Origin of the sequence: Streptomyces sp. cf386, assembly GCF_900103585.1 — a bacterium.
In the GTDB taxonomy this organism is placed as follows: Bacteria; Actinomycetota; Actinomycetes; order Streptomycetales; family Streptomycetaceae; genus Streptomyces.
The window spans coordinates 125,070-141,128 of sequence record NZ_FNHV01000008.1; the positions used below are offsets into that span (position 1 = coordinate 125,070).

16 protein-coding genes and 2 pseudogenes are annotated in these 16,059 nt (G+C 71.4%); 10 read left to right on the forward strand and 8 right to left on the reverse strand.

Features of this window, described 5'->3' with window-relative positions; translation table 11 throughout:
• Window positions 1-44 precede the first annotated feature (44 nt).
• The 3 genes from BLU79_RS21680 to BLU79_RS21690 all read left to right on the forward strand — a co-directional run bounded on the left by BLU79_RS21680 (window position 45) and on the right by BLU79_RS21690 (window position 2,516).
• Window positions 45-1,283 (forward strand): cytochrome P450, encoded by a 1,239-nt coding sequence (locus BLU79_RS21680; protein WP_093907503.1) that lies wholly within the window; start codon window positions 45-47, stop codon window positions 1,281-1,283.
• Window positions 1,284-1,316: 33 nt separating this feature from the next.
• Window positions 1,317-1,739, forward strand: coding sequence for a DUF6153 family protein (locus BLU79_RS21685; protein WP_371131906.1), 423 nt, complete (start codon window positions 1,317-1,319; stop codon window positions 1,737-1,739).
• A 111-nt stretch (window positions 1,740-1,850) separates the two neighbouring features.
• Window positions 1,851-2,516 (forward strand): DUF305 domain-containing protein, encoded by a 666-nt coding sequence (locus tag BLU79_RS21690; RefSeq protein WP_093907505.1) that lies wholly within the window; start codon window positions 1,851-1,853, stop codon window positions 2,514-2,516.
• Window positions 2,517-2,763: 247 nt separating this feature from the next.
• Here the strand turns inward: BLU79_RS21690 and BLU79_RS21695 are convergent.
• The 4 genes and pseudogenes from BLU79_RS21695 to BLU79_RS21710 all read right to left on the reverse strand — a co-directional run.
• Window positions 2,764-3,393, reverse strand: a pseudogene (locus tag BLU79_RS21695) (alpha/beta fold hydrolase); the annotation flags it as partial.
• 205 nt (window positions 3,394-3,598) lie between these two features.
• Window positions 3,599-3,745 (reverse strand): annotated as a pseudogene (locus BLU79_RS49160) (alpha/beta fold hydrolase); the annotation flags it as partial.
• Window positions 3,746-3,856: 111 nt separating this feature from the next.
• Window positions 3,857-4,552, reverse strand: a complete 696-nt coding sequence (locus BLU79_RS21705) for a response regulator transcription factor (protein WP_093907771.1) — start codon at window positions 4,550-4,552, stop codon at window positions 3,857-3,859.
• 92 nt (window positions 4,553-4,644) lie between these two features.
• A complete protein-coding gene (locus BLU79_RS21710) occupies window positions 4,645-5,151 on the reverse strand; it encodes a MarR family winged helix-turn-helix transcriptional regulator (RefSeq protein WP_093907507.1) in 507 nt (168 codons plus the stop codon).
• 180 nt (window positions 5,152-5,331) lie between these two features.
• Between BLU79_RS21710 and BLU79_RS21715 the strand changes: the two genes are divergently transcribed.
• The 6 genes from BLU79_RS21715 (at window position 5,332) to BLU79_RS21740 (ending at window position 11,976) form a co-directional block, all read left to right on the forward strand.
• Window positions 5,332-6,369, forward strand: a complete 1,038-nt coding sequence (locus tag BLU79_RS21715) for a zinc-dependent alcohol dehydrogenase (RefSeq protein WP_093907508.1) — start codon at window positions 5,332-5,334, stop codon at window positions 6,367-6,369.
• A 139-nt stretch (window positions 6,370-6,508) separates the two neighbouring features.
• Entirely contained in the window at window positions 6,509-7,729 is a 1,221-nt protein-coding gene (locus BLU79_RS21720) for a sensor histidine kinase (protein ID WP_256333415.1), read from the forward strand.
• 63 nt (window positions 7,730-7,792) lie between these two features.
• On the forward strand, window positions 7,793-9,268 hold the full coding sequence (locus tag BLU79_RS21725) for an MFS transporter (RefSeq protein WP_093907509.1): 1,476 nt from the start codon (window positions 7,793-7,795) through the stop codon (window positions 9,266-9,268).
• A 685-nt stretch (window positions 9,269-9,953) separates the two neighbouring features.
• The gene (locus BLU79_RS21730) at window positions 9,954-10,928 is read left to right on the forward strand and encodes an SGNH/GDSL hydrolase family protein (RefSeq protein ID WP_177001124.1); all 975 of its coding nucleotides are present in this window, start codon (window positions 9,954-9,956) and stop codon (window positions 10,926-10,928) included.
• A gap of 98 nt (window positions 10,929-11,026) precedes the next feature.
• Window positions 11,027-11,491 carry a VOC family protein gene (locus BLU79_RS21735; RefSeq protein WP_093907510.1) on the forward strand — a complete coding sequence of 155 codons (465 nt, stop codon included), beginning with the start codon at window positions 11,027-11,029 and terminating at the stop codon, window positions 11,489-11,491.
• 116 nt (window positions 11,492-11,607) lie between these two features.
• Window positions 11,608-11,976, forward strand: a complete 369-nt coding sequence (locus tag BLU79_RS21740) for a DUF6479 family protein (protein ID WP_093907511.1) — start codon at window positions 11,608-11,610, stop codon at window positions 11,974-11,976.
• A gap of 34 nt (window positions 11,977-12,010) precedes the next feature.
• Here the strand turns inward: BLU79_RS21740 and BLU79_RS21745 are convergent, their stop codons facing one another.
• Window positions 12,011-12,523 (reverse strand): DUF7144 family membrane protein, encoded by a 513-nt coding sequence (locus BLU79_RS21745; protein WP_093907512.1) that lies wholly within the window; start codon window positions 12,521-12,523, stop codon window positions 12,011-12,013.
• A 195-nt stretch (window positions 12,524-12,718) separates the two neighbouring features.
• Between BLU79_RS21745 and BLU79_RS21750 the strand changes: the two genes are divergently transcribed.
• Window positions 12,719-13,180 carry an FxLYD domain-containing protein gene (locus tag BLU79_RS21750; protein ID WP_093907513.1) on the forward strand — a complete coding sequence of 154 codons (462 nt, stop codon included), beginning with the start codon at window positions 12,719-12,721 and terminating at the stop codon, window positions 13,178-13,180.
• Between the two features lie 42 nt (window positions 13,181-13,222).
• Here BLU79_RS21750 and BLU79_RS21755 read toward each other — a convergent pair whose 3' ends face one another.
• The 3 genes from BLU79_RS21755 to BLU79_RS21765 all read right to left on the reverse strand — a co-directional run bounded on the left by BLU79_RS21755 (window position 13,223) and on the right by BLU79_RS21765 (window position 16,054).
• Window positions 13,223-14,071, reverse strand: a complete 849-nt coding sequence (locus BLU79_RS21755) for a hypothetical protein (RefSeq protein WP_093907514.1) — start codon at window positions 14,069-14,071, stop codon at window positions 13,223-13,225.
• Window positions 14,072-14,212: 141 nt separating this feature from the next.
• Window positions 14,213-15,067 (reverse strand): ABC transporter permease, encoded by an 855-nt coding sequence (locus BLU79_RS21760; protein ID WP_093907515.1) that lies wholly within the window; start codon window positions 15,065-15,067, stop codon window positions 14,213-14,215.
• A 63-nt stretch (window positions 15,068-15,130) separates the two neighbouring features.
• The gene (locus tag BLU79_RS21765) at window positions 15,131-16,054 is read right to left on the reverse strand and encodes an ATP-binding cassette domain-containing protein (protein WP_093907774.1); all 924 of its coding nucleotides are present in this window, start codon (window positions 16,052-16,054) and stop codon (window positions 15,131-15,133) included.
• Between the last annotated feature and the right edge of the window lie 5 nt (window positions 16,055-16,059).

A 16,059-nucleotide genomic window follows, 5' to 3' on the forward strand; every position in this document is an offset into this window, starting at 1 on the left:
TACGTACGCCACTCCCGCCCCCACCCCAGACCGAGGGAGACCCCATGGCCCCCACCACCCCCACCACCGCCCCCAACACTCCCGACACCCCCGACTTCCCCCACCCCCGCGCCTCCTCCTGCCCCTTCGGCCTCTCCCCCGAGATGCGGGCCCTCGCCGACCACGGGCCCCTCACCCGGGTGCGGTCCTGGGACGGTCGCGAGCCCTGGGCCGTGATCGGGCACGCCGAGCAGAAGCAGTTGCTGGGGGACGCCCGGCTCAGCGCGGACTTCTCGAACCCCGGCTTCCCCAGCCCCGTGCCGCACACCGGCGGCAAGCAGGAGGCCACCGACCTGAGTTTCGTCGGCATGGACGACCCGGAGCACGCCCGGCTGCGCCGCATGGTGAGCGGGGCCTTCGCGATCCGGCGGATCGAGGCGATGCGGCCGTCGGTGCAGCGGATGGTGGACGACTTCATCGACCGCATGCTGGACGGGCCCAAACCGGCCGACCTGGTGCAGGCGCTCGCGCTGCCGGTGCCGTCGCTGGTGATCTCGGAGCTGCTCGGGGTGCCGTACGAGGACCACGAGTTCTTCCAGACCAACAGCAAGGCCATCGTCTCCGCCACCGCCACCCCCGAGGAGCGGCGGGCGGCGCACGCCAACCTGCACGGGTATCTCGACGACCTGGTCGGCGAGAAGCTCGCGCACCCCGGCGACGACCTGCTCTCCGCGCTGGGCGAGCGGATCCGCAAGGGCGAGTTGACGCGTCATCAGGCGGCCACGATGGGCGTGCTGCTGCTGCTCGGCGGGCACGAGACCACCGCCAACATGATCAGCCTGGGCACCCTGCTGCTGCTCCAGCACCCCGACCAGCTCGCCCTCGTGCACGACGCCGAGGACCCGAAGGCGATCGTCTCGGCGGTGGAGGAGATGCTGCGCTATCTCAGCATCGTCCATCTCGGCCGCCGCAGGACCGCCCTGGAGGACATCGAGATCGCCGGGCACACCATCCGCGCCGGCGACGGCGTGATCCTCCTCGGCGAGCTGGCCAACCGGGACCCGGCCGTCTTCCCCGACCCCGACCGGCTCGACCTCACCCGTGACGCCCGCCACCACCAGGCGTTCGGCGTGGGCACCCACCACTGCCTCGGCCAGCCGCTGGCCCGTATGGAACTCCAGGTCGTCTACCCGACCCTGCTGCGCCGCGTGCCCACCCTGCGCGTCGCCGCCGACCTGGACGAACTCCCCTTCAAGCATGACGCGGTGATCTACGGCCTCCACGCGCTGCCGGTCACCTGGTGAGTCGGCCGCGAGCCGCATACGTACGATGAGGGCGTGACAACCCGCGCACAGCGACTCCGTGCGCCGCGGCTCCCGATGACGGGGCCGTGGCGCATGCTTCTGCTGCTCGGGCTGCTCGCGGGGCTGTTCGGGATGCACGCGCTCGGGCCCGGCAACGCGGTCGCCGCCGCCTCGTCCCATCACGGCCACGCGCGCGCCATGACCGCCGCCCACATGCCGGGCACCACCGACGAGTCCGTCTGTCACGGCGGCACCACCGGCGGCGGGCACGCCCAGCACGCCGACCCGACCTGCGCCTCCGGTGCTGTCGGCGCGGGCCCCGTGCTGCCGGCCCCGCTGCCCGATCCGGCCGGTCATGCCGTCTCCGGCGATGTCGACGGCCGTTCCGTGGCCGCCGCGCCGGAGGGCGGGCGCGCGCCTCCCTCACTCGCCGAACTGCAGATCCTGCGGACCTAGGACAAGGCCGAGCCGTCCCCGTTCACCGTACGAACGCACGGCACGCAGCCATGCCCGCGTCGCGCCCGTCGAGGCGCGGCGAACACTCACGCACTCCGCAGGAGTTCCCGCATGACCAGCACACGTACCCTGATCCGCCGCGCCGCCCTGGCCGCGACGGCCGCCACCGCCGCCCTCGTCCTCGCCGCCTGCGGCGGTGGCAACGGCGACTCCCACTCCGGCTCCGCGGCCAAGCACTCGGCCTCGTCGGGCACGGACGCCACCGCCGACGCCTCCGCGGGCGCCGAGGCTCACAACGACCAGGACGTCTCCTTCGCGCAGGGCATGATCCCGCACCACCAGCAGGCCCTGGAGATGGCCGAGCTGGCCGCCGGCCGCGCTTCCTCCGCGCAGGTCAAGGACCTCGCCGAGCGCGTCCGCAAGGCGCAGGACCCGGAGATCAGGACGATGTCCGGGTGGCTGAAGGCGTGGGGTGAGGACGTGCCGTCGGCCGCGCCCGGCATGGACCACTCGGCCGGTCACTCCGGTGGTTCCGGCATGGCCGGGATGATGGACCAGGAGGACATGGACAAGCTGTCGAAGGCCTCCGGCAAGGACTTCGACACCATGTTCCTGACCATGATGGTCGAGCACCACGAGGGCGCGGTGGAGATGGCCGAGACCGAGAAGGCGAGGGGCCGGTACGCCCCGGCGACCGACCTGGCCGACGCCGTCATCACCGCCCAGACCGCCGAGATCGAGGAGATGAACAAGCTGCTCGGCAAGAACGACGGCTGACGCTCCGGCGGGCGGCGGGGCGTGGCTCATGGCCCATGCCCCGCCGCCCGCCGGCTCCACAGCGGGGTCGGCCCCGACGCCGGGGGGGGGAGCGGCGGCCCAGGTCAGGTCCCACCGGTCGAGCGGCGACGGCACCGCGCGCGTCGGCCGAACGTCGCTCGCTGTGCGTCTTTGGTAGCGGCTGCGGACGCCCACGTATGCCGGTGCGACCGACCGAAGGTGCGCAACCCCACGTCCGAGCCTCCGGCTACGGCGTCTCCCCCGCGCGCCGGATCGGCAGCATCGTCGGAACGGGCTCGCCCGCCAGGAAGTCGAGGACGATCCGGTTGACCTGCGCGGGCTTCTCCAGCGGGAGCGCGTGCGAGGTGCCGGGGACCACGGCCAGTTCGGAGCGGGGGATCGCTCGGTACAGGGCGATGGTGTGCTCCAGGGTCACCAGGTCGTCGTCGCCGACGAGGACGAGCGCGGGCGCGGTGATGCGGGCCAGGTCGTCGGTGGTGAGGGTGGGCCGCGTGGTGATCATCTCGGCCATCCTGCCGACGACGACCGGCCAGTGGTCCCGGCCGTCGGGCGACACGGCCGCGTAGCTCTCACGGAACGCCGCCATGCCGGGACCGTCGGGATCCAGGTCCTCGAACATCGCCGGAGCCGCCAGACTCTCCGGCGCCGGACGGAAGTTGGCCCCGATGGCCACGACCTTGCGGACCAGGTCGGGCCGGGCGAGGGCGACGAGCAGCGCGACGATCCCGCCGTCGCTCCACCCGACGAGATGGGCGGGCCCGCCGGCGACCGCCTCGATGAAGGCGACGGTGTCGTCGGCCATGTCCTGGTAGGACAGCGGTCCCGTGACATCGTGTGTACGACCGTGCCCGCGGCGCCAGGGCCTGTCCGGCGGATCAGGCCGGCTTCGAGAGACGGTCTCTTTTCGGCGGACCCGAGCGGGGTCTGGTGCGTGCAGCTGCAAGGCGGAGGAGGGAGTCGACGCGGAGCGTCGGCGAGTGACGACAACGCGGCTGGGGGTCCCCCCTCTGAGGGAGTGCGTGCCAGACCCCGCGACGCCGGCATGATCCGCCGGACAGGCCCTGGGGGAGCAGGACGCGGTACCTCGCCGCGAGGCCCGCGCGCTGCGCCTGCCAGGTCTCGTTGGTGCAGAACGCGCCGTGCAGCAGGAGCAGCGGATCACCGGCGCCTTCGGCCTCGTACCACGTCCGCACGCCGGGCAACTCCACGTACTAGCCCATCGCTTCGGCCTCTCCCCACGCAACGCCGGCGCCCGAAGCCAGTCTCCGCCGTCGATCACCCACCCTGCAATGCGGCACGGCGCGGCACGACACGACACGTCAGCCGGCGCTCCCGAGCCAGTACCCGAACCCCCGCCGGGTATGGACCAGCGCCGGCTCCCTCGGATCGCTGTCCACCTTGCGACGCAACCGCGACACCAGCTTCTCGATCGCCTCGTTCGCCCGGAAGTCGCCCCACACATGCCGGCTGATCTGCTCCTTCGACAGCACGCACTCGGCGTTGACGAGCAGATGGCGCAGCAGTCGGTACTCGGCGGGGGTGAGGTCGAGGGAACGGGTGCCGCGCCGGGCCCGGCAGGTGGCGTCGTCCAGGACCAGGTCGCCGTAGCGGGGCAGACCGGCAGGGCGTTCGGGGCATCGGCGGCGCAGCAGGACGTCGACCCGGGCGAGGACCTCGGCGATCCGCAGCGGCTTGGTGACGTAGTCCTGTTCGCCCGGGCCGAGTTCGGGGACGAGGCGGTGGATCGAGTCGCAGGTGGTGAGGAAGAGCAGCGGGGCGGGCGGCAGCTTCGCGAGGTGCGGGAGGAGTACGGCGTCCCACACCGCCAGGTCGAAGCAGTGCTCGGTCAGCCGCACCATCCCCTCGGCTCCGGTGCCCGCCGTGCCGACCCGGTAGCCGGCCAACTCCAGGGTGGTGCTGAGCAGTTCGCTGTCCACCGGATCGTCGGCGACGACCAGGACGCACTGTCCGTCCCCGCGTGGGGGCGAGGGTTTCTCCACGAGGGAGGCCCTCATCGGGAGGGCGGGTTTCTCCAGGAGGTTCGAGAGGTTCGCGTTCATGGCGACACCCTTCGTGTGGGGGATGCGCTGCGCGCCGGAACGGGTCGTCAGGCGGTGGGGCCGAGGTCGGCCGGTATTTCGGCGTTGGTGACGAAGTCGTCGACCAGACGGTGGAAGAGCTCGGCGAGCTGTCGTAGGTCGTCGTCGGACCAGTCGGCCAGCGCCATGCGCATGCCGATGCGGCCGACCTCGCGGATGCGGTCCACCGCGGCCCTGCCCGCGTCGGTGAGTTCGATGCGCTGGGCCCGCCGGTCGTGCGGGTCGGCGGCCCTGAGCACATAGCCGGCCCGCTCCAACTGCTGTACCTGGCGCGTGACATGGGATGCCTCCACCGCCAGCAGCCCCGCCAGCACGCCGGGCCGCATCGGCTCGCTCTCGGCGAGGCGGCGCAGGATCGCCACGGCGGCACGGTCCAGGGCCAGACCGGCCGCGGCCATCAGGTACTCGTGCTGTCTCGCCCGGCTCGCCAGGTAGGTGATCCGGGTGAGGCACTTCTCGATCTCCACGATGTGCGCCGGGTCGGGCGCCGCTGCTGCGGCTGACAGTGCGGACATGGCTTCACCGTAGCAGCTACTTGCCTAAGTTAAGCAAAGTTTTCCGAAGCATCAGAAGATTGCTTGACTTAAGTAACAGCCACATGCTTGCCTAAGTTAAGCAATGACAAGGCACGGGCACCCCCGGGTGTCACAGAACCGGATGTCACAGAACCGGATGTCACAGAAAGCGAGCTCTCCATGACCACCATGAGGTCCGTTCACACCGGCGCCCAGAACGAGATCGACGTCGTCGCCGTCGAGCGCCCCACACCCGGACCCAAGGACGCCCTGGTCCGTATCCGCGCCTGCGGCATCTGCGGTACCGACACCTTCTTCCTGCACCTCGGCGGCACGCCCCTCGGCGCCGACGGCTCGATGCGCGCCCTCCCCCTCGGTCACGAGCCCGCCGGTGAGATCGTCGAGATCGGTGCCGAGGTCGGCGGGCTGAAGGTGGGCGACCGGGTGGTCGTCAACCCGCAGGGTGTGCCCTCCGGGATCATCGGGTGCGGCGGTGCGCACGGGGCCATGAGCGAGTACCTGCTCGTCGAGGAGGCGGAGATCGGCAGAAACCTGGCCGTCTTCCCCGGCCATGTGCCCTTCGACGTCGCCGCCCTCAACGAGCCGATGGCCGTCGCCCGGCACTGTGTGAACCGCTCCGAGGCCGGCCCCGCCGACAAGGTGGTCGTCTTCGGTGCCGGGCCCATCGGGCTGGGCGCCACCATCTGGCTGAAGCTGCGCGGGGTCGAGCACGTGGTCGTCGCCGACGTCCTCCCGGAGCGGCTGGAGACGGCGCTGGCCGTCGGGGCCGACGCCGTCATCAACTCGGCGGAGGAGAACGTCACCGAGCGGCTCACCGAGCTGCACGGTCCTGCCGCGAATGCGCTCGGGCAGGCGCGGGCCGGGACGGACATCTATATCGACGCCGCCGGGGCGCCCGCGGTCTTTCAGGCCACCGTCGACTCCGCGAAGTGGGGGGCCAAGATGGTCATGGTCGCCGTACAGAAGAAGTCCGACGCGATCGATCTCGGGGGGATGCTGCGGAGTGAGCTGACGCTGATCGCCTCCCAGGGGTATCCGACCGAGATCTTCGAGGTGACCGCCGAGCTCGCGGAGCACCATGAGCGCTTCGCGAGGCTGATCAGTCATCGGGTGCCGTTCGACGAGGTCGAGCGGGCGTTTGGGCTGGCGATGACGCCGGGGGCGGCGGAGAAGGTTGTCGTCACCTTTGGCTCGTAGGTGGTGCCACGCGGTGTCGTCGAGCGGGTGCCGCGCCGTTGTGGCTGGTCGCGCCCACGCGGCGGAGCCGCATATCGATGCAGCCCCGCGCCCCTGAAGACGGGCGTTGCCGTCACGGCATCTGACAGGAACTCCTCTCATGGCCCCTCTCATCGCCCCTCCCCTGGTCGGCAACGTGCAGCAGCAACTGCGCCGGCACCCCCACACAGTCGACGCCGGCGTCGCCCTCGCCGTGTTCGTCTGTGCTCTCCCCGGCACCGTCGTCACGCTCCCGGGCCATGAACCCGGACCGGCGTGGTGGCCCGGTGTGCTGCTGGCCGGGGTCTCCTGCCTGGCGCTGATGTGGCGGCACTCCCGGCCGCGGGGCACCGCGCTGGTGACGACGGTGGGCGCCATGGTGATGGCCGGGCTCGGCTATCTCCTGACCGTGCTGCTGCTCGGGCCGCTGATGATCGCGCTGTACACGCTGGCGCTGCGGACCGACCGGCGTACCGCCAACGTCTTCGCCGGCGTGGGGATCGTCCTGGTGGTCGGCACGACCCTGGTCCTCGACCCGTACGACGAACCCCTGTCCCTCAAGCTGCTCGGTCCCGCCGCATGGCTGCTGTTGCCCACCGCGCTCGGCACCATGACGCGGCTGCGGGGTGCCTACCTCGAAGCCGTGCAGGCGCGGGCCGAGCACGCCGAGCGGACGCGGGAGGAGGAGGCGCGGCGGCGGGTCGTGGAGGAGCGGCTGCGGATCGCGCGGGATCTGCACGACGTCGTCGCCCACCACCTCGTCCTGGCCAAGATCCAGGCGGGCGCCGTGGCCCGGCTGCTGCCAGGCCGGCCTACGGAGGCCGGGCGGATCACCGGTGAGCTGGCCGGTACGACCGACTCGGCCCTGCGTGAGCTCAAGGCCACGGTCGGACTGCTCCGGCACCACACCGACGAGCCGGACGACCGACCGCGACCGGGGGCCACGCCCGGGCTCGACAGGCTTCCCGAGCTCGTGGGGTCCTTCGAGGGCGCCGGGCTCAAGGTGACCGTCACGACGGAGGGGGAGCCGCGGGCCCTTTCCGCCGGTGCGGATCTCACGGCGTACCGGATCGTGCAGGAGGCCCTGACCAACGTCACCAAGCACGCCGGCGGTCACTCGGCGGACGTGCGGCTGGTGTACGGCGCCGAGCGGCTGGTGCTGAGCATCAGCAACGGCGGTCGGGCCGGATCGCACGTCAATTCCCTTTCGACGAGCGGTGGTTACGGGCTGATCGGGATGCGTGAACGCGCGCATTCCGTCGGCGGCCGGATCCGGATGGGGCATCGGCCCCAGGGCGGATTCGAAGTGATCGCCGAGCTGCCGTTCCCAGCTCACCTCTGAACCTCTGAACCGCTGCACCTCTGCACTGCACCTCTGAACCAACCCCCTGATGGAGGCTCCGTCATGTCCCATGCCCTTGCCCGACCCGCCGACGCGGGAAGGAAGTCCGCCGCGCCGAACGCCGTCGTGGCCGTGCTGGCCCTCGCCGGGATCGTCGTCTCGCTGATGCAGACCCTGGTCATCCCGATCGTCCCGGAGCTGCCGAAGCTGCTGGACGCCTCCCCGTCCGACACCGCCTGGGCGGTCACCGCGACGCTGCTCGCCGCCGCCGTGGCCACGCCGGTCGTCGGGCGGCTCGGCGACATGTACGGCAAGCGGCGGATGCTGCTCGCGAGCATCGCCCTGCTGGTGTCCGGGTCGGTGGTGTGCGCGCTGGCCGACTCGCTGGTGCCGATGATCGTCGGGCGGACGCTGCAGGGGCTGGCCGCCGCGGTCGTCCCGCTCGGCATCAGCATCCTGCGGGACGAGCTGCCCGCCGACCGCCTCGCCGGCTCCACCGCCCTGATGAGTGCCTCGCTCGGTGTCGGTGGCGCGCTCGGGCTGCCGTCCGCCGCGTTCATCGCCGACAACTGGGACTGGCACCTGCTGTTCTGGACCTCCGCTGCGCTCGGTGTGCTCTCCTTCCTGCTGGTCCTGGCCGTCGTACCGGCGTCGAAGACGCGCACCGGCGGCCGGTTCGACCTGGTCGGCTCGCTCGGGCTGTCGGCCGGTCTTGTCACCCTGCTGCTGGCCGTCTCGAAGGGCGCCGACTGGGGCTGGACCAGCGCGACGACGCTGGGTCTGGGTGCCGCGGCGGTCGTGATCCTGCTGGCCTGGGGCTGGTGGGAGCTGAGGTCGCGGCAGCCGCTGGTGGATCTGCGCACCACCGCACGGCCGCAGGTGCTGTTCACCAACCTCGCCTCCGTCGCGCTCGGCTTCTCGATGTTCGCGATGTCGCTGGTGCTGCCGCAGCTGCTCCAGCTGCCGTCGCAGACCGGCTACGGCCTGGGCAAGTCGATGCTCACCGTCGGCCTGGTGCTGGCCCCGCAGGGCCTGGTGATGATGGCCATGTCGGCCGTGTCCGCGGCCGTCACCAAGGCCCGGGGGCCCAAGGTCACCCTGATGATCGGCGCGCTGATCGTGGCCTCCGGGTACGGCCTGAACATCGTGCTGATGAGCGAGGTCTGGCACCTGATCCTGGTGTCCTGCATCATCGGCGCGGGCGTCGGCTTCACCTACGGCGCCCTGCCCGCCCTGATCATGGGCGCCGTACCGGAGTCGGAGACGGCCGCGGCCAACAGCCTCAACACCCTGATGCGTTCGCTCGGCACCTCCTTCGCCAGTGCCATCGCGGGCGTCGTCCTGGCCCAGATGACCACTGACTTCGGCGGCTACGCGCTGCCCTCGGAGAACGGCTTCAAGGTCGTCATGGCCATCGGCGCGGGCGCGGCCCTGCTGGCCTTCGCGGTCGCCATGTTCATCCCGAAGCAGCGCGCGGGTGCCGTGGGCCGGCCCGCCGCCGAGGACGAGCCGCGGCTGGCGGTGGTCAAGTCGGGCTGACGGCAGGTCAGGGCAAGTCACGGCAGGTCACGGCAGGTTGAAGAAGATCATGGGGTTGTCTTGGCTGTCCCGCAGAGGCAGGCCGAGTGCCTACGACCGCTTGACGTCCCTCAACCGGTCGTAGGTCTCCGGGGCATGAGCGCGGGACGCCGTGAAGTACGCCGTCCCGCGCTCCGCCGGGCATCGTGCTGGGGCTGGTGTCCTGATGGGACATCGACGACATCGACGTACTCCTGGGGCGGGAGGGGTGATGACCTCCACTGTGGCGGTACGCCGGGCCGGTTCGCCTCGGCCGAACGGCCGGGTTCCGTGGCCGTGTTGGCAGGCGGCTCCACCGAACGGACGAGTTGGTCCGTGACGGAGCAAGACAACGACAACGAGAGAGCGGCGGCGCGCTGCGACTGTCGGTGATCACGAATGAGACAAGCGGCAAAGGACGCACGGTGGACCGAGAGGGTCGTCGGCCGGTCGAGGTCGCTGCGTAGGCCACACATATCGCGCAGGGCCGGTCAAGCCTCGGAAGCGGACGGCCCCGATAGTGAACCGGTTCTTCCAGAACGTGTCCGCCTCGACCGTAAACACACCCGGACCATACGGAATGTGACTGTCTGTATTGGATCTAGTGCTTTAAGTAACGAACCTCATAGGGTCAAAGTGTCGCCAACACCGTATCCCTGGAGGATTCGTGGCAAGCTTCCGCACTCGGCTGACCCTGCTCGGCTCGGCCGCGGCTCTCACCGCCGGCGCCCTCGCTCCCGCACAACTCGTCGGGGCGCAACCCGCCGCCGCGGCGTCCTACGAGTGGGTCGCCCTGGGCGACTCCTACACCGCCGGGGTCATCCCTGCCGCGGGCGACACCTTCGAAGTCCCCCGCGACGGCTGTGAGCGCACCGACCAGTCCTACCCCCAGGTCATCGACCGCGACCTCGGCTCGCTCATCGAACTGACCAACGTCAGCTGCGGCGCCGCCACGATCCAGGACGTCACCTTCAGGGCGCAGGAGCCGATCGGCCGTCACCTGCCGCCCTTCTCCGAGGACCCGGACTACCCGTTCCCGCCGGTGCCGCCCCAGTCCGAGGCGGTGGGCCCCGGCACCGACGTGATCACCGTCGGGGTCGGCGGCAACACCCTCGGCTTCGCCGACATCCTGCGCACCTGCCTGGAGTTGGGCTCGGGCAGCGGCGGCGTGGGCACCCCGTGCCGGGACGGCCTGGCCGACGACATCCCCGCCCGCCTGACCAAGGTGGGCAAGGACTACGACGAGATGCTCACCGTGCTCCACGAGCGGGCCCCACACGCCAAGGTCCTGGCCGTCGGCTACCCCACGGTCATCCCCAAGGACACCACCAAGTGCCGGTACAACGACCTGGAACAGTTCGGGCCGATCACCCAGGGCGACCTGGACTGGCTGCGCCAAGACGTCCTGGAACCCCTCAACAAGGCCATCGAGAAGTCGGCCGGCACCCAGGACACCGCCACCTTCGTCAACCTCTACGACTCCACCGAGAACCACAGCGTCTGCGACGCCGGCAAGTGGGTCGAGGGAGTCCTCGCCAGCGGCTCCTTCGAGCCGGCCCTCGTGCACCCCAACGCCAGGGGCCACAAGAACGCCGCCGACCACGTCACCTCGGCGATCCTGAACAGCATCGGCGTGGACTGACCCGCACCCGGCATCCCCACCCCGGCCGCCCGGGAATCACGCACCGGGCGCCCGGGTTCTCAAGTCACGACCGTCAACCAGGCGAGGAGTGGCCGCACATGTCCGACGCAGGACCGACCGAACCCCCCGTACACGTCCACGAGCTCCGCCTGGTCGTCACCGCGGCCGACTACGACGAGGCGCTGCGCTTCTACCGGGACGTGCTCGGCCTCCCCGAGCGCGGCGCGTTCTCCTCTCCCGGCGGCCGGGTGACGATCCTCGACGCCGGCCGGGCCACCCTGGAGCTGACCGACCCGAACCACGCCGCGTTCATCGACGAGGTCGAGGTCGGCCGACGGGTCGCGGGCCATGTCCGGGTCGCCTTCCAGGTGGACGACTCGACGACCGCCACGGCCAGACTGGCCGCCGCCGGAGCCGAGGTCGTCGCGGAGCCCACCCGCACGCCCTGGAACTCGCTCAACTCACGCCTCGAAGCGCCGGGGGCCCTTCAGCTGACTCTCTTCACGGAGCTGGGTGAGAAGTCGGAGAAGAGTCCGGGCGAGGGTGAGGGTGAGAGTGAGTGACGCGCGTAGACCCGTGTAGATCCGCGTAGATCCGCGTAGATCCGCGTAGCCAAGCAGTTCCGTGGTTCCGCCGCCTCTGAAGGAGCTTATTCGTCCGTTTCGGTGATAATTGGGGCATGGGTACGACGACGTTTGTACTAGCGGCCTCGTCGAGTGAAGTACTCAACGTGATCGCCGCCTTCGTGGGTGGCCTGTTCATCGCCGGCGCACTGGTCTGGGCCGTGCAGTTCGGCATGCGGGTCCGTGACCGAGAGCTGCCCCGGCCCACGGCCGACGAGCAGCCCCACCTCCCCGACACCGGCGCCGTCCACGAGATCCGCGAGATCCGCGAGCCGGACGAGGTGCCGCACTCGACGGGCCGGGAACGGCTCCTCCCGCACGAGCTGCACCACGCGGGCAGCAAGCGCAGCGAGGACCAGCACCGCAAGCGGTGGCTGCCGGGCAAGAGCGGAGCCTTCGGCGGCGGCGGGTTGGGGCACGGCTGAGCCGCCGGGAAACAGCCACTACGAGAAACAGCCCCTAGGCACTCTGCCCCGACGACGTGTCCGCGATGTCCTGCGCCGTCGCCAGCGCCAGGATCACGAAGAAGTCGATGCCGACCATGATCACCGACCACACCGGCGTGTACGGCAGGAAGAGAAAGTGGAGCACCATGCTCAGTGACGCCACGAAGATGCCGGTGATCCGTGCCCACCAGGCGCCCTGGAGGATGCCGTAGCCGACCGCGGCCACGATGACGCCGAGGACGAGCAGGGTCCAGCCCCAGCCCGTGAGGCTCATGCCGAAGACGTAGTCGCCGACGCTGCCGTAGACGTCGTCCTGGGCGATCGCGGAGATGCCCTGGAGGATGGCCAGCAGGCCGTTCACCAGCATCAGTACGCCGGCGAAGACGAGTCCGCCGGTGACCCAGCCGGGGACGGCGGATGCGGGCCGCTGCCCGCCGGTCGTGCCGGGGGTGGGGCCGGGGGCTCCGGGGTGGCTGTGTGCCGCGTCGGTTGCCTGTGACTGTGGCTGCGACTGCTGCTGACTCATGGCTGTCGTACCCCACTTCTCGCGTGTTCTGCGGTCGGTACGACGATGGGTTCGGCCGGGGGCGGTCACCACGGGGCGAGGGCCGAACGGGTGACGGCCGGGGTGCGGGCGCGGGCATGCCGACCTTCACTGGAGGGGCCCGGACAGACAGGTCCCGGTCCGGGAACCAACCGGAACGCACCCGCTGGAGGCGCCATGCCCGGTCACCGAACGCGGTGGACGACGACCACCACGACCCTCGCGACGACCGCCGCACTGGCCGCCGCCCTCCTGACCGCGTGCAGCGACGGCGACACCCCCACCTCGGTGGCGAGCAAAGCCGCATCGGCCTTCGACTCGGCGACGGCGGAGGCGGGCCGCCAGTTGGACGACATCAAGGGCGGCATCGACGCCAAGGACGCGGTGAAGCTCGCCGAGCCGAAGACCGACTCGGACGGCCGTACGACCGTGGAGGTCACGGCGGACAACACGACCGACGCAACCCGGTCCTTCGCCGTGCAGATCAACTTCCGCGACGAGGACGACAATCTCCTGGACGCCACCGTGGTGACCGTGTCCGACGTACCGGGGGGCGAGTCGGGGAAGGGCACCGCCCGCAGCACGCGCCAGTTGAGCGGCGAGATTCGGGCCGAGGTGGCGAGGGCGTTGCGCTACTGACGGAGCTGACGGGACTGACGGGCGCAACGGGACTGACGCGCGCTACTGACGGCCGGCCGCGCCCCGCCGGGGCTCGGGCGCGCCCGGCACGGTGATGTTGATCTGTTCGCTCGTCGCGCTGACGCCGTTCATCGTCGCCGTCGCCTGGAGGCGGCCCGGGCCGGGCGGGAGGGCGAGGGCGGGCTTGCAGTGCCAGATGCCGTTCGGGGCGGCGGTGGTCGCGCAGACCTCGTTCTCCGCCGCGTCGCGGACCGTCACCTGGGCGCCGGGATAGGCCGTACCGATCGCCCTCGGCAACGTGCTCACCGGGACCCCCGGCTGAGGGCTGGTCAGCGTCGGCGCGGGCAGCCCGACCGTCACGCTGCAGGTGCCCCGCTCCCGCACGGTGCCGTCCGCGTCCCGCAGGACCAGGGTGCAGTCGGGGAGCCGCGTGCCGGGTTCGGCGTCCGAGGGGACCGACAGGACGAAGGGGAACGTACGGCTCGTCCACACGGACACCGCCTCCCTCGCCGAATCGGGCACGCCCCCGAAGGTGTACGTCCCGCTGGCCCCACCCTGCTGCACCGCCCCCCGGTACCCGAGCGCGGCGAACGGCACCCCCGTCACCCTCGTGGTCGCCGGCGCCGACAGGGTCAGCGTGGAACCCGCGCCCAGCGGCGCTTCCGTTGCCGGAACCCCCTCGAAACCCCCTACCTCGACGAGCCCCTCCCGCCCGGGCTCGATGGTCGCCGCCGCCCACAGATCACGGCCGACCGAGCCGACCGGTGCGGCCGCTGCGGTCGATCCCGTCCCGCCCTCTGCGCCGTACGTCACCCCGGTCAACCCGGACATGGACACAGCGCCCGCGACAGCGAGCGACCCGAGAACCGTCGTCTTCCAGGACCTGCTCATCGTCGGCGGGGCTCCTCACACACGTCGGCAACACCACTCCCTGCGATTCTCACGGCACGTCCCGCAGGTGACGCGTGCTGTTCGGCCGTACGGACCGACGAATCGGCGCCTACCACCCGTCCGGCGGCCCGGCAGGGGCCCTCAGTCGATGCGGGCGAACCGGCGGGCGGCCAGCGTCAGCAGGAGCAGGGACGGGACGACCACGAGGGCCAGGTCGAGGAGGACCGGCGGTGTCCAGCCCCACCACTCGGGGCCGGCGTGGAACCAGGACGGGGTCACCGCGCCCGTGGCCGGGTCCGGCATGGTGCGGCGCAGGGCGGCGACGCCGTAGCTGAGGGGGTTGGCCGTCACCGCCAGGCCCAGCCAGGACGGCAGGCCGCCGACCGGGAACAGGGCGCCGGAGAGGAGCACGGCGGGGGCCATGGCCAGCCCTGACACGATCTGGAACGTCTCCGGGCGGCGGATGCACACGGCCGCCGAGACGCCCAGGGCGGTCAGCGCGAAGGCGAGCAGGGTGATCTCGGCCAGGACGAGCAGCAGCCGGGGGTGGTAGGGCAGGCCCATGAGGGCGGCCAGGGCCAGGACGGGCAGCGCGTACAGGGCGCCGGTGGTGGCGCCGCCCAGGCAGATGCCCGCGAGGATCGCGCCGCGCCGCACCGGCGCCACCAGCATCTGGCGCAGGAAGCCGGACTGCCGGTCCCACATGATCACCGTCCCCACGGCGACCGCCGGGCCCTGCACCACCATCAGCAGCGTGCCGGGGAACAGGAACGCCTGGTAGTGGCCCAGATCGCCGCCCGCCGAGCCGATCCCGTTGCCGAGCACGAACAGGAACAGCAGGGGCGCCACGAGCCCCATCACCAGCCGGGCCCGGTTGCGCAGGAACCGGGCCATCTCCCGCCGCCACAGGATCCGCACGGTCCGCAGCTCCCCGACGAGGGCTCCCCCTACACCGGGTTCATCGAATTCACCTACGCCCGTCACGGCGCCGGACACGGAATCAGAGACGGTGGGCGGCGGCAAAGGGGCCTCCTCGGTACCGGAAGAGAGGTGTCAGAGCTAGCGGATCGTGCGGCCCGTGTGGTGGAGGAACACGTCGTCGAGGGTCGGGGCCGCGACCGTCACCGAGCGGACCGGGACCGTGAGTTCGGCGCACAGGCGGGGGACCAGCGCGGCTCCGTCCGGGGCGCGCAGGCGTACGCCGCCGGGGCCGGTCACCGTCGGCAGCCCGAACTGCCGGCGCACGGACTCGGCGACCTGCTCGTCGTCATCGGTGTGCAGCGTGATGAGGTCGGCTCCGATGACGGACTTCAGCTCGGGGGGCGAGCCCTGCGCGACCAGTTCGCCGTGGTCGATGATGGCGATCCGGTCGCAGTGCTCGGCCTCCTCCAGGTGATGCGTGGTCAGGAACACGGTGATGCCGTGCTCCCGGCACAGCAGCCCGAGGTGCTCCCATATGGCGGCCCGGGTCTGCGGATCCAGGCCGGCGGTGGGCTCGTCGAGGAAGAGGACCCGGGGGCCGTGCACCAGCGCCCGGGCGATCTCCAGTCGGCGACGGGTGCCGCCGGAGAGGGCCCGGACCACCCGGCCTGCCTGGTCGGCCAGGCCCACCAGGTCGAGCAGTGCCGTACTGGCCGCGTGGGCCGCCGGGGCGGGCAGCCCGTACAGCTCGGCCTGGAAGCGCATGCTCTCCCCGACCGTCAGATCCTGGTCGAGCGTCTGCTCCTGGAAGACGACGCCGATCCGGCGGCGCACCCGCCCGGGCTCGCGGACCACGTGCGCCCCGGCCACCCACGCGTCGCCCAGCGTCGGCCGCAGCAGGGTGCAGAGCATGCCGATGGTGGTGCTCTTGCCCGCGCCGTTCGGGCCGAGGAAGCCGAAGATCCGCCCAGCCGGGACGGTGAGGTCGAGTCCGACCACGGCCTCCCGCCGCCCGTAGAGCTTGCTCAGTTCCTCGGTGCGTACGGCGATGTCGTCGCCCACCACTA